The sequence below is a fragment of the Planococcus liqunii genome (genome assembly GCF_030413595.1).
GTDB classification, from domain to species: domain Bacteria; phylum Bacillota; class Bacilli; order Bacillales_A; family Planococcaceae; genus Planococcus; species Planococcus liqunii.
Map to the genome: position 1 here is coordinate 3,275,865 of NZ_CP129238.1, position 13,193 is coordinate 3,289,057.

Annotated in this window: 13 protein-coding genes and 2 riboswitches; of the genes, 7 read left to right on the forward strand and 6 right to left on the reverse strand. The window is 47.4% G+C overall.

The annotated features are described in order from the left end of the window. The first annotated feature begins 3 nt into the window (after window positions 1–3). The 3 genes from liaF to QWY22_RS16175 are packed head-to-tail and all read left to right on the forward strand — an operon-like array spanning window position 4 to window position 2,356. Window positions 4–702: a cell wall-active antibiotics response protein LiaF gene (gene liaF, locus QWY22_RS16165; RefSeq protein WP_300981852.1), complete on the forward strand. Its 699-nt coding sequence runs from the start codon at window positions 4–6 to the stop codon at window positions 700–702. Then, window positions 699–1,724, forward strand: a complete 1,026-nt coding sequence (locus tag QWY22_RS16170) for a sensor histidine kinase (protein WP_300981853.1) — start codon at window positions 699–701, stop codon at window positions 1,722–1,724. The genes liaF and QWY22_RS16170 overlap by 4 nt, the downstream gene beginning before the upstream one ends. Further along, the gene (locus tag QWY22_RS16175) at window positions 1,721–2,356 is read left to right on the forward strand and encodes a response regulator transcription factor (protein ID WP_300981854.1); all 636 of its coding nucleotides are present in this window, start codon (window positions 1,721–1,723) and stop codon (window positions 2,354–2,356) included. The genes QWY22_RS16170 and QWY22_RS16175 overlap by 4 nt, the downstream gene beginning before the upstream one ends. Before the next feature lie 204 nt (window positions 2,357–2,560). Here QWY22_RS16175 and QWY22_RS16180 read toward each other — a convergent pair whose 3' ends face one another. From QWY22_RS16180 to QWY22_RS16190, 3 genes are all read right to left on the reverse strand, one after another. Continuing rightward, complete coding sequence (locus tag QWY22_RS16180) at window positions 2,561–4,696, reverse strand: histidine kinase dimerization/phospho-acceptor domain-containing protein (protein ID WP_300981855.1); 2,136 nt, start codon at window positions 4,694–4,696, stop codon at window positions 2,561–2,563. A 142-nt stretch (window positions 4,697–4,838) separates the two neighbouring features. Beyond that, a complete protein-coding gene (locus QWY22_RS16185) occupies window positions 4,839–5,531 on the reverse strand; it encodes a response regulator transcription factor (RefSeq protein ID WP_300981856.1) in 693 nt (230 codons plus the stop codon). Between the two features lie 92 nt (window positions 5,532–5,623). Beyond that, window positions 5,624–6,514, reverse strand: a complete 891-nt coding sequence (locus tag QWY22_RS16190) for a DMT family transporter (protein WP_300981857.1) — start codon at window positions 6,512–6,514, stop codon at window positions 5,624–5,626. A gap of 239 nt (window positions 6,515–6,753) precedes the next feature. Between QWY22_RS16190 and QWY22_RS16195 the strand changes: the two genes are divergently transcribed. Beyond that, on the forward strand, window positions 6,754–6,984 hold the full coding sequence (locus tag QWY22_RS16195) for a helix-turn-helix domain-containing protein (protein ID WP_036805687.1): 231 nt from the start codon (window positions 6,754–6,756) through the stop codon (window positions 6,982–6,984). Window positions 6,985–7,038: 54 nt separating this feature from the next. Here the strand turns inward: QWY22_RS16195 and QWY22_RS16200 are convergent, their stop codons facing one another. From QWY22_RS16200 to QWY22_RS16210, 3 genes are all read right to left on the reverse strand, one after another. Continuing rightward, window positions 7,039–7,695: a YjgB family protein gene (locus tag QWY22_RS16200; RefSeq protein WP_300981858.1), complete on the reverse strand. Its 657-nt coding sequence runs from the start codon at window positions 7,693–7,695 to the stop codon at window positions 7,039–7,041. 129 nt (window positions 7,696–7,824) lie between these two features. After that, complete coding sequence (metX, locus tag QWY22_RS16205; protein WP_300981859.1) at window positions 7,825–8,838, reverse strand: homoserine O-acetyltransferase MetX; 1,014 nt, start codon at window positions 8,836–8,838, stop codon at window positions 7,825–7,827. A gap of 13 nt (window positions 8,839–8,851) precedes the next feature. Further along, complete coding sequence (locus QWY22_RS16210; RefSeq protein ID WP_300981860.1) at window positions 8,852–10,144, reverse strand: O-acetylhomoserine aminocarboxypropyltransferase/cysteine synthase family protein; 1,293 nt, start codon at window positions 10,142–10,144, stop codon at window positions 8,852–8,854. A gap of 103 nt (window positions 10,145–10,247) precedes the next feature. Beyond that, window positions 10,248–10,363, reverse strand: a riboswitch (SAM riboswitch). Between the two features lie 129 nt (window positions 10,364–10,492). Between QWY22_RS16210 and QWY22_RS16215 the strand changes: the two genes are divergently transcribed. The 3 genes from QWY22_RS16215 to QWY22_RS16225 all read left to right on the forward strand — a co-directional run bounded on the left by QWY22_RS16215 (window position 10,493) and on the right by QWY22_RS16225 (window position 13,176). Continuing rightward, window positions 10,493–11,134: a glycerol-3-phosphate acyltransferase gene (locus tag QWY22_RS16215; RefSeq protein ID WP_300981861.1), complete on the forward strand. Its 642-nt coding sequence runs from the start codon at window positions 10,493–10,495 to the stop codon at window positions 11,132–11,134. 127 nt (window positions 11,135–11,261) lie between these two features. Further along, a riboswitch (SAM riboswitch) is annotated at window positions 11,262–11,376 on the forward strand. Window positions 11,377–11,504: 128 nt separating this feature from the next. Then, window positions 11,505–12,536, forward strand: coding sequence for a methionine ABC transporter ATP-binding protein (locus QWY22_RS16220; RefSeq protein WP_300981863.1), 1,032 nt, complete (start codon window positions 11,505–11,507; stop codon window positions 12,534–12,536). Continuing rightward, a complete protein-coding gene (locus QWY22_RS16225) occupies window positions 12,526–13,176 on the forward strand; it encodes a methionine ABC transporter permease (RefSeq protein ID WP_036805632.1) in 651 nt (216 codons plus the stop codon). Before QWY22_RS16220 ends, QWY22_RS16225 begins: the two co-directional genes overlap by 11 nt. The last annotated feature ends 17 nt before the right edge of the window (window positions 13,177–13,193 follow it).

Below are 13,193 nucleotides of genomic sequence, written 5' to 3' on the forward strand. Positions count from 1 at the left end.
GCGATGCAACAGTTCACAACTAACAAACAAGCGTTTTTCCTATTGAGCGCTTTACTTCTCATATTCGTGGAAGCTGCATTTTTCGGAAATGGCAGCGTATTTTTGGTTCTTCTTGGTATCGGACTCATTTATTACGCAATGAACAAAAGTGCCAAAACGCGAAAAACCTATATGTGGACAGGCTTAATCCTGATTGGCATCTCGGTGCTGTCGATGTGGAGCCTGCGCTTAATGATTTTTGTCATAGCGGTCTATCTGCTGGTGCGCTTGTGGAAAGGCGAGGAATGGGAGCAGCGCGTGCCGATTCAAGGCACCGTCGATAAAGGCCTCATTCAGAACAAAATCTTGTCTGCCCAAAGCACCCCTATTGAATCCTATGAATGGAAAGACATCCACGTCCAAGGGTTTGTCGGCGATTTGCTGGTGGATGTAACGCAAACCGTACTCCCGAAAAAAACTTCCTTGATCTCTATCCGCCAAGGGTTTGGCAAAATTAGAATTGTCGTGCCCTATGAAATTCCCGTACGCATTTACTACACGACGATTTTAGGCGATGCTCAATTTTTCACCGGTGAAAAGAAGCGCATCTGGAACGGCACCATCCATGCAGAAGACGGCTACAGCCCAGATGGCTACAGTAAAACCGAGCTGATTGTTTCCCTTTCAACTTGGATGGGCGATGTCGAGGTGATTCGCAGATGAGACAAATCCTTCCGCGCAGCTTATTCTTCGTCGGCTTATTCGCTCTCATCATATTTGGTATCTTGATTGTATTATTGGGGCTTCCGACTGAACGCACATGGTCGGTGCTATGGGAAGATTTTGTCGCCGGCCTTCCTTTTGGCATCTGGATCCTCGTGCTGATGCTTGCCTTGTCGTCCGGAATCGCCTGGTGGTCGGAATCTTTGTCGCGTTCAAAGGTACAGGAGCTCGATGACATTTTTCAGGCACTGCTCCGCAACGAAGACCAAACCGTCATCCAAGCCGCCCAAATGAAAACTTTGCCGAATCAGTTGTCCTTATCGATTCTAAAATTGCAGAAACTGCTGGAATCCCAGCGCAAAAGCTTAGCACGCATTTCCAACGAACGGGCAGAAACCCAGGACCAGATCATTCAGGAACGGTTGATTATGGAGCGCCAGCGGCTCGCGCGCGAACTGCACGATTCGGTTTCCCAGCAATTGTTTGCCGCTTCAATGCTGCTGTCTTCGATGACTGAGCAGGAAGGGGCATCTCCCGGCCTGCTGCAGACCGAAAAAATGGTGCAGCAGGCCCAGCTTGAAATGCGCGCCCTGCTCCTGCATCTGCGACCGGCTGCGCTTCATGACAAGAGCCTGCGCCAAGGCTTGTTTGAACTCGTATCCGAACTGAAAGAAAAAGTGTATTTCACCATTGAGCACAAACTCGAAGAAGTGCCGCTGCCAAAAGGCGCGGAAGACCATCTATTCCGCATCGCCCAGGAAACCCTGTCGAATACGCTGCGCCACTCCAAAGCGACCGAAGTCCACATTTTATTCATTGAACGCGACGACTTTGCCATTTTACGCATCCAGGACAACGGAGTCGGTTTTGAAAGTGAACAGTCGAAATCGACTTCCTACGGGCTGAAGCATATAGAAGAAAGAGCCATTGAAATCGGTGCTACCAGCAAAATTGTTTCTGTGCCTTCCGAAGGCACCATTGTGGAAGTAAAAGTCCCTATCGAAAGGAAGGTTTCTCAATGATTCGAATCTTATTGGTTGATGACCACGAAATGGTGCGCATTGGCGTTTCGGCGTATCTGCAGTCGCAAAGCGATATGGAAGTGGTCGGTGAAGCGGTGAACGGTGAAGAAGCGGTCCACATGGCGCTCGATCTCCGCCCCGATGTTATTTTGATGGATATGGTCATGCCGGTCATGAACGGGGCAGAAGCCACCGAAGCCATCATCCGCCAATGGCCGGAAGCAAAAATCATGATTGTCACCAGCTTTTTGGATGACGACAAAGTCTACCCGGCGCTGAAGGCAGGTGCCGTCAGCTACATACTGAAAACGTCGAAAGCATCCCGCATTGCCGATTCCATCCGTGAAACGATGAACGGCACCCCGGTGCTCGAACCTGAAGTGATGAGCAAAATGATGAAGCAAATGCGCCATGACCATGTGCTGCATGAAGATCTGACCGAGCGCGAAATGGAAATCCTGCTGCTGTTGGCGAATGGCTATACCAATCAGGAAATAGCGGATGAACTCTTTATCGCATTGAAAACCGTCAAAACCCATGTCAGTAATCTGCTTTCAAAATTGGAAGTCCATGACCGCACCCAAGCCGTCATTTACGCCTTCCAGCACAAACTGGTCTCTCCTCCGCAATAAGAAAAGCGCAAGCGCCTTGTTTAGCCCCGACAAGCGCTGGAAGGCTGGCCAGTGATGGCGCTTTCTGCCATCGCAGGCCAGCCTGAAGCGTCTCGAGGGGCTAGGCGCTGGAGTCTGGACATGAAATAAAAAGCTAAAAAGCTATACTTCTTTTTCATTAAATATAAAACAGCGATTCCATAAAACCGGAATCGCTGTTTTTATTTATACAGTATGAATTGAAACTTTCACTTTAAACAAGTCCCCGTCCACTTCAATTTTCATAGCGCCTCCGTGAAGTTCGGCAATCGATTGGGCAATGGCAAGCCCAAGCCCGGAGCCATCCGTTTGCCGCGATTCATCTCCCCGTTTAAAACGCTCAAACAATTCATCGGTGTTTTCGCCAAGCTCATAGCGCGTGATGTTTTTTATCGTAAATTCTGCTTGTCCTTCCGCTTCCTCAAGCGATAAATAAACCCGTGTGCCAGGCAGCGCATATTTAATGGCATTCAAAATCAAATTATCGAGCACCCGCCACCATTTTTGGCCATCCACTTGTGCATAGACCGGTTTATTGGGTTGGGAAATGCGAAAATCGAGACCGGAAAGTTCAATGTCTTCTGCATGTTCGGCAATCGCCTGCTGAAGCAATTGGTTTAGGTCAATGCGGGTGCAGTGAAGTTCCATATTGCCGCTTGCCATCTTGGAAACTTCAAACAAGTCTTCAATCAATGTTTTCAGACGCTGCGATTTGCGGTCCAGGATTTCTGCATAGGATATGCGTTCTTCGTCCGATAAATGAGGCGTTTTCATTAAATCGGTATAGGTGATGATTGAAGTCAGAGGCGTTCGCAGATCATGGCTGACATTGGTGATCAATTCCGTTTTCAGCCGCTCGCTTTTCGCCTGCTCCGACATCGACAAGCGCACGCCTTCTTTCAACTGGTTCAGCTGTTTGGCATGCTGGGCCAAAGGCGATTTGCCGCGTACCGGAAGCTCTTGGTTCAGTTGTCCATTGGCAATCGCTTCTGTTTGCATCATCAGCACATTTAAATAACCGAAACGCTTCATCATCATGAGCAGGACCGGGATGCCGATCAGTAAAGTTGACGGTATCCATACCAAAAATAAAGGCGGATAGACGAGCGCCATTACGGTTCCAGCTCCCCATAAAAAGACGATAACAAGCAGCATTAAACTCTGGACTCCAATCGATTTATCCAGGAAGGCTTCTTTTGCATTCCGTATATTCCGGAGGACAAGGCTTTGCTGGAACTCAAATTTCAGCAATTCTACTTTTCTATAATAAGCAAACAACCAGATAATCTGCAAAAGAGATATGCCGATTAATCCAAGTGCGACAAACAGTTTCCACCCGAAGTCCAATCCAAACCCAATAGGATCAGAAAATCCGATAGCCATCAACGACCGGAAAAGCTTCGTCACTGCATACAGTCCGAAAAACGATGATAAAAACACCAGTAAAAAGCGGACATCCATTGTTAAGCCGATCCATTTCTTGTAAAGGTGCATTCGGGTGAACCAGTTCAGATCAAACCGCAGATGTGTCCATAAGAGAACTCCTCCTGCAATTGCTAAAGCAGTTAATCCATAAAGTATGCTCTTAACGGTTGTAAAATGCATAAAACTTTTCCCATGGCTCGATGCCGCCAGCAATGACCGGTCAATTTGAATCGTTCCAACAAAGTTGGCATCTGATTTAATTTCAGTGCCGAAATCTGTCGTGTAGAGAGCAGATTCGGCACTTAAAGGGTTGCTGCCTGAATAAGCCTTTTCAAAATATGGTTTTCCAGAAAAGTCTCCTTTCGTAAACGTTTCTCCGGTTTCGGAATTTGTCAATTCGTATACGTAGTGTTGCGAGTCTTCGAGGAAAGCGGTTCGTTCACTTCTTTGTTCGCGGATTATCCGCTCAATCTCAGCCTTGTGCTCTTCCTCTATTTTTTTGATGACTGTTTCGTTTTCTGAAAAATTATTGCGGATTTCTTTGATTTTCTTATCCCGCTCTTGAATCAATGCTTCTTCCAAGCTTTTATTGTCTGCTAAAGCCGCGTCTTCAATATCGGTTGTGTATTGATTTTGGATACTGAGGATTTGTTCGGCAAGCGATCCATAGCGATTGCGGTATTCCTCAATTTCTTCTGAAGTGACCGGTACCGTCTCCTCGGACGATAACGGATCCAATTCCAAGGCAATCAGGCGGTCTGTAAAAGATGCGAAATCATTCTCGAAATCCGCCGTGTCTGTATAGGATTTCCCCAAGTATTTCTGCCCCAGTTCCATAACACTGAAAATGCCAATCAAAACCATGGATGCAGTTAATAACCAAAGCCATTTCTTCATTGATCAAACCTCTCCTTTAGATAAATTGCGAAGAGAAGCCAGCAATCCTTCAAATGGCGACACGAAAAAAAATTCTACGATAAACGAAAAACAGTAAAGCAAGCTGAACAAGGCACAAATAACCGCTACAATCGACCATACATCATTTTTCCATTTTGTAGCCAATGCCCCACACCACCTTTACGTATCTCGGATTTTTCGGATCTGCTTCGATTTTTTCGCGGATTTTGCGAATATGTACTGCAACGATATTTTCAGCGTTGTAAGCCGGCTCGTTCCAGACACGTTCGTAAATCTCATGGATTGAAAACACACGTCCGGCATTGGCCATGAGCAATTCCGTTATTTTAAATTCTATCGGCGTCAGCTTGATCGTTTCGCCATGAAGCGTTACATCTTTCGCATTCGTATCCAATATAAGCCCATCTATTTCAATGCGCTGGGCTTTATCCTCGTAATTCCCGAGCGTCACGTAACGTCTGAGTTGGGATTTTACCCGGGCTACCAGTTCCATCGGATGGAACGGTTTTGTGACATAATCATCCGCCCCTACTGACAAGCCATGGATTTTATCGGAATCCTCCGCTTTTGCACTTAGCATAATAATTGGGATATTGCGCTGTTCCCTGATTTTAAAAGTCGCTGAAATCCCGTCCATTTTCGGCATCATGATATCGAGAATCATGACATGCACCTCATTTTCTTCAAGCAATTGGATCGCTTCCAAGCCGTTTGCCGCTTTCAATACATGGTAGCCTTCATTTTTCAAATATATTTCAATGCCGTCCCGGATATCTTGATCGTCGTCCGTGACCAGTACTGTATGCACCATCATCTGCACCTCTTTCCTCTATGAAGTCTATTGTAAAAGAAAATTCTTAAGTACAGCTTAGGATAAATCTGAAGAAATTCTTAAGAAACCTTTAGCTATTCTATAGAAAGAGCTTTGCGTTTTGAATCAGCCTTTTTTCTGCCGAACGTCAAAACCAAAATCCCGCCAAGCAGCAGCAAAACGCCGACCCAGGCAATTCCCGTCAGCACTTCCCCGACAATGAATACGCCGAGCAGAGCGGCTGTCATTGGCTCAGCAAGCGACAAGGTCACCGCAGAAGAAGATGGTATAAGCTTTAAGCCGCTGGAGAATAGAATATAGGAAAGACTGGTCGCTCCTAATCCCAGATATAAAATGACACCTAAATTTTCCGGTGCTGCTATGTATGACAAATCAAAAAAGAATAAGAACGGCATTAAATACAGTGCACTTAACGAGAAAATGACCGCAACTGCCGGAACAGCGTCCATACGTTCCAACACTTTCTTGCTGACACCGGCGTAAGTTGCGAATGACAACCCGGCACCCAGTGCGAGCAAAATGCCTGCCGGGTCAACAGCAGGTGCATCCTTATCCGCAAACAGCAGCAAACAGCCGATAATCGCTAAGCCGGTCGCCATGCTCCAAATGCGGTCGGGTTTTCTTTTTAGCACCGCCCATTCCAAAATGCCTGAAAAAACCGGTGCACTGCCGATGGCAACAACCGTTCCGATCGCAATCCCGGTCAACTGGACTGATGAAAAAAATAAGGGCTGAAACAGTGCCATTGTGGCTGCTGATAACAAGACAGCTTTCCATGGGATTGAGCGAAGCTTCAATTTTTTTGTCCATAGCACAAACGCCAAAAGCGTAAAGCCTCCTATACTCAAACGCAGCGCACCGATTGTCAGAGGATGGGCCGTTCCATCGATAAAACTTTGTGCAGTTCCCGTCGTCCCCCACAGCATTGCCCCAAGCAATACCCATATATATGGCCAGTAATTCATATCCAACACCTCTTTTTTTCGTATTATGGCAGTAACTTTATCCCGCTTTAACGGGCAGTAAGACTCCCGCTTTTTCCGAGCGGGAGATCCACTGATCGTAAAAGTCCGATTGGTCCAACTAACAATCAATGGGGATGAAGAAAATCCCCATTAATTGAGTTTCACTTTATCATGAAATGAATGCTTTGAGATACCTGTCTTCATCAATTATAATGGAAGAAAAGAGAGGAGATGATCACATGTATATGACAATCCCGGAAACTGCCGCTTTTCTGTCGATGCCTGAAGAACAAATCTTGAGTTATGTGCTTGAAGGCCGCATTCGCGCAGTCCATGACGGAGAGCAGTACTTGGTCAACACCTCACAGTTTGAAACGCATTTCCAGCAGCTTGAATTAGCCAAACAGGCCCTTGAAGAATGGCGTGCGACTCCGATCCCGGATGATGTGGATATCCAAGATGAAGACTAAAAAAACATAAAACAACACGGCCGTGGAAATTTACCGGCCGTGTCGTTTTTCTCTCTACTGTTTTTTCAAAAGATTAACATGATCTGTCGTGCCATTTTTCGCCAGGACAAACTGCAATTCGTAATCTCCTGCATGATAGACAAGATTTGTTTCACCGGTAGCTGGAATTTTTCGTTCTTCCGCCGGCTCTCCAACATGCTCAAGCAAATCTTTCTTTGTAATGCCGCCAAGATTCGTTTGGCGCTCCACGTTGGTGCCGAAATAGCGTGCTTCTTCCATGACATTGTTTTTGTCATAGGCAATTTGATAAGAAGCATTTCCCATCGAACCGTGATAAAAATCGAATTCATCCACTTGCTCCTCCGGTTCGCCTATTGCGGCATACACTTCATCGCGCGTTGCTTTCCCGACTTGAAACCCATCAGAGAATCGGTAGACAATACCGGTTTCGGCGTTTTTTACAATTTCTTTTAAAGTGTCTATTGCCATTCCTTTTTGCTCGTCATCGACTACCGGTTCTTCCACTCCACTTTCACTCTCTTCCGCCTTCTCCTGTTCCGGCTCTGCTGCTGCTGTTTCTTCCACTGTTTCAGTTGAATGTTCTTCTGTATGGCTTTTTGGCACATCCTCGTTGCTGCTCGCTTCGCTGCACGCGGCTAAGCTGAGAGCCAGCGTGGCTGCGCTGCCTAACCAAAATAGCTTTTTAACCATAAAACAACCCCCTCCCGAATTTCGAATATTCTACTTTACAGACGCTCGAACTCAGGGTTTGTTGCATACCAAAAACTTTCGCTTTCAATAAGTTAAGTGAAATCCATTGCACAAAAGAAAAACCCATGCTTATCGCATGAGTTCAGGAACGACCAGGCTATTCAATTTCTTTTGGATATACTCTCCCCATTTTTCGAACTCGACCAGAAATCCGTCATGTCCGAACTGGGTTTCGATGATTTCCCACGAAGCGTTTGCCATGCTCTTTAACCACGGAATCATCTGCTCGCTCGGGTACAGCAAATCATACGTAAAGGATAGAGTAAAGATTTCCACATCGATTTTCTCCCGTGACACGTCATGGGTATTCATCGCTTTCAACAAAGTCAGGTAACTGTTGGCATCAAAGCGTTTCGCCAGTTTTTGCCCCTGGTAGTCCAAATATGATTCTACCTGAAACTGTCCTTCTTTGGTGCTGCGCCGGAAGCGCTGGTCGAACAAATTGCCGCTCCGGTAAGTGACCATCGCAGCCATCCGCGCCAGTTCAAACCCTTTTAGATCTGCAGAATCCACATAATTCCCGCCCTCAAAAAGTGCATCAGTTTCTATGGATTGAATGCCGATCCAGTTGAATGCTACTCCGTAATCGCTATAGGCGGGCGTCACTGCAAGCGGCAAAATGCCATCTACAAAATCCGGATACAAATGCCCCCACTCCAGCGCTTTCATCCCGCCGAGCGAACCACCAAGAACCGCTGTCAGATGAGAGATGCCAAGTTCTTTCAAAGCGGCATATTCCGCACGCACCATGTCGCGTATCGTAAGCAGCGGAAATGAGGCCCGGTAAGGTTCTCCGGTTTCCGGGTTTATCGACGTTGGTCCCGTTGAACCATGGCAGCCGCCGAGCACGTTAAAGGTAATGACTTGAAAAACGTCTGTATCCACAGCTTTGCCAGGCCCGATCAGCCCCGACCACCAACCTGGATTTTCAGCAGTGCCTACAGCGAACTGATCGCCTGTCAGCGCATGGCAGACGAGGATGGCCGGAGCCCCTTCTTTTCCGCAGCGTTCATAGGCAAGTTTCACATCATGCAAGACTTCCGTAGATTCTAAGGTCAGTGATCCTATGGATACAGTCGTCATGTCCGTTCCCTCCTTACACGTTTTCCAAAACTGCTGCCTGGATGGCTTGTTCAAGATCGGCAATCAAATCTTCCGGATTTTCAAGCCCTACTGACAAGCGGATCAATTCTTCGGTAACGCCTGACAATTCCAGTTCTTCTTTTTTCAATTGCTGATGCGTGGTCGAAGCCGGGTGGATGATCAATGATTTGGCATCGCCGACATTCGCTACATGCGACCATAAACCGACACTGTCAATGACTTTGCGCCCCGCTTCGCGTCCGCCTTTCACGCCGAAGTTGACGATTGAACCGTAGCCGTCTCTCAAATATTTCTGCGCCAACTGGTGAGACGGGTGGTCTTCAAAACCGATATAGTTTACCCACTCCACTTGCGGATGGTCTTTCAAATATTCCGCAATCAAGCGCGCATTGCTGTTATGGCGCGGGATGCGCAAATGCAAAGTTTCCAGTCCCTGCAGGAACGCATGGGCACTTTCCGCACTTAATGACGGCCCGAAATCGCGAAGCAGCTGCACGCGCAGCTTGGTTGCGAACGAGGCGCCTTCCACGTCGATGCCATAGCGGATGCCGTGGTAGCTTTCATCCGGCTCTGTGTAGTTCGGGAATCTTGAATTATTCCAATTGAACTTGCCGCCGTCCACGACAACGCCGCCAATGGTTGTGCCGTGCCCGCCGATCCATTTTGTCGCGGAATGGATGACAACGTCTGCGCCGAACGCGATCGGATTGCTGCCGTAAGGCGAGGCAAATGTATTGTCAATCAATAAAGGAATCTGATTTTCATGGGCGATGTCGGCTACCGCTTCTACATCAAAAACGTTCAAGCTTGGGTTTCCGATAATTTCACCGAAAATCGCTTTTGTTTTATCCGTAATGGCTGCCCGGAAGTTTTCCGGGTTTGTTGTTCCGTCTACAAATTTAACCGTGATGCCATAGCGCGGCAATGTGTTGGCAAAAAGGCTGTAGGTACCGCCGTACAGATTGCCGTCCGCCACAATTTCGTCTCCCGCTTCCGCTACGTTCAGAATGGAGAAAGCAATGGCCGCCATTCCCGATGCAAGGGCGACTGCAGCAGTCCCGCCTTCAAGAAGCGCCACACGCTGTTCAAAGACGTCCACGGTCGGGTTCATGATGCGCGAATAAATATTTCCTTGTTCTTTCAATCCAAATAAGTTTTGGGCATGCTCCGTATTTTTAAACACATAAGAAGTGGTTTTATGGATGGCTACCCCTCTCGCTCCAGTCACTGGATCCGGTTGTTGTCCGCCGTGCAATAAAAGCGTTTCTGGTTTAAAGTTTGTCATTTTGTTTTCCTCCTAAGGTTTTTTTGATGGAAACCGCGGTTGAGGAGGAATAGAAAAAAGCCCCCTTCAATTAAGAAGAGGGCCGTTGTATACGGATTGCCTCCTCTCATCTGCCAGATCCCGTCTTGCCGGATCTGTAGGATTTAGCACCTTTCCAAGCATCGCTTGTTGGTTGCCGGGCATCATAGGGCCTATTCCCTCCGCCTCTCTTGATAAGAGTATTCAGATTTAGTTTTCCATCATGTTGAGTAGTATAAAAAGAATAAAATAATTTGTCAAGTCTATCTTTTCTAAAAATTATGAAACCATTACTTCTTTCAGCCGTTTACTATATAGAGGTGAGAAAATATGATTTTATGGATTGCATTTGCACTTTTTTCAGGTTATTTGATCGGCTGCCTTCATGGTTCTTCCCTTGCCCAGCTCTTATCCGGCGTCAATGTCAAAAAAGAAGGCGTCAAAAATTCTGGAGCGTCCAATGCGGCAATCGTCCTTGGCTGGAAATACGGCGCACTGGTCGCTTTTTGGGACATCCTGAAAGGAGCTCTCGCCGTCGTCGGATTCCGCCTTTTGCTGAACAGCTTTTCTTTATCCGATGACACGGTTTGGATGCTCTTGTTCCTGGTAGGAGCCGGTGTGATTTTCGGCCACAACTTCCCATTTTATATGAACTTTGACGGCGGCAAAGGAACCGCTTCTGTCATAGGCGTCATGCTTGCGCTCGACTGGAAACTTGGGCTTGCCGGCGGATTGCTGCTGGTGCTGGCGGCACTAGTCACCAATTATTTGGTGATTGGCGTGCTGGTTTTGTATGGCATGTTTTTTGCCATCGCCTACTGGCCGGCTGAAGGCATCTGGCCCCTTGCCACTGCTGTTGCCTTATTTGCTATGGCCGTTTGGAAACATCTTGAAAACATTATTCGCATCAAAGATGGCACGGAAACAAAAGTATCTGCGGTATTTCGAAAGAAACCAGCAGGGTCCGCCTAACACAACGGCTTCACATAGGTCTTTTTGCTTCTTTTCTCTGCTTGAATAAAGTTTTTTAGAGATGCCCTTGACTTATTCGTTATTTCACAATAAAGTAAACATTACAAATCGAATAACGTACATCACTTTCTTATCCAGAGAAACCGAGGGACAGGCCCTATGACGTTTCGGCAGCGGGTTCGCTATATGCGAACACTGTGCTAATTCCTGCAGATGCTTTTTTTGCATCTGGAAGATGAGAACGAGATGGTTTCATTCTGAAGCCTTCTTTTTTCTTGTGGATAAGAAAAAAGAGGGCTTTTTTTCGTTCATTTTGAAAGAAAGTGGAAGTGTACAGTAAAGGTTTAGACAGCAAGAGGAGGCATACCAAATGATTCAATTTGAAAAGGTCGCAAAAACCTACCAGTCGGGCAAGCAGGAAATCCACGCGTTGAACGGCATTGACTTGACCGTTGAAACAGGTGAAATATATGGTGTCATCGGCTTTAGCGGCGCCGGCAAAAGTTCCTTGATCCGGACGGTCAACTTATTGGAACGGCCGACAAGCGGCCGGGTTTTGATCCACGGCAAAGACATCTCCACCCTATCCAGCAGAGAAATCCGGGAAACCCGGAAAGACATCGGCATGATTTTCCAGCATTTCAATCTGTTGAATTCAAAAACGGTGTACCACAACGTCGCCATGCCGCTTATCCTGGCAAACACACCGAAAAACAAAATCAAGGAACAAGTAAAAGACTTGCTTGATTTTGTGGGGCTTGCAGACCAAGCTGAGAAATACCCTGATCAGCTTTCCGGCGGACAGAAGCAGCGGATCGGCATTGCCCGTGCGCTTGCTACCAACCCTTCGGTTCTGCTGTGCGACGAAGCGACATCCGCGCTAGATCCGCAAACAACGCAGTCCATCCTGGAATTGCTTCGCCGCATCAACCGGGAATACAATATCACCATTTTGCTGATTACCCACGAGATGGGCGTAATCCGGGAAATCTGCGATAAAGTCGCGGTTCTCGAAGCCGGCAAAGTGATCGAACAAGGCAGCGTATTCGAAGTATTCACCAATCCGCAGCAGCCGACAACCCAGCGCTTTGTCCGTTCTGTCATGAACGACGACCTGCCTGAATCGCTTCTGAACCAAATTCAGGACCCGAACCGCAGCCATACGATCTACCGCGTCCAGTTTACAGGTCCTTCTGTCGGTCAGCCGTTGATGTCGCGGGTATCGCGGGAGTTCAATCTCGATCTGAACGTGCTGTTCGGCAACATCACCGAACTCCAAGGCGCCCCATATGGCAATTTGATCGTCGAGTTTTCCGGAACGCCGGCTGAAATTGAGCAGGCGTTGAAAGCGATTCGAAGCGACACGGTCAAAGTTGAGGAGGTTAAGAACTATGCTAGTTGATAACGAACAAATTTTAGAAGCCCTTTGGGAAACCGTTTATATGACAGGTGCTTCGTTTCTTTTTTCTTTGATCATCGGATTCCCGCTCGGAATACTGCTGGTCGTCACCCGCAAAGGGCATTTGTTGGCAAACGAGCCGGTTTCGAAAGTTTTGAACATCATCATTAATATTTTCCGCTCCGTGCCATTCATCATTTTGATGGTCGCCATCATTCCGTTGACCCGCCTGATTGTCGGCACGTCAATCGGCACAGCAGCCGCCATCGTCCCACTGGTCTTTTATGCAGGGCCGTATATCGCACGCTTAATCGAAAACTCCTTGCTTGAAGTGGATAAAGGCGTTATCGAAGCAGCGCAGGCAATGGGTGCCACCCCTGGGCAAATCATCTTCCGCTTTTTGATTCCGGAAGCCTTGAGTTCACTGGTCCTGGCATTGACGATTGCGATTGTCGGCTTGATTGGTGCATCCGCTATGGCCGGAGCCATCGGAGGCGGCGGCCTCGGAGACTTGGCCATCACCTACGGTTACCAGCGCTTTGATACCTTAGTCATGGTCATCACCGTCGCTATCCTGGTGATTCTCGTCCAAGGCGTGCAGTCGCTCGGAAACGTGTTGTCAAAACGCGTACGCCGCAGTTAAAAACAACATCATTAAAT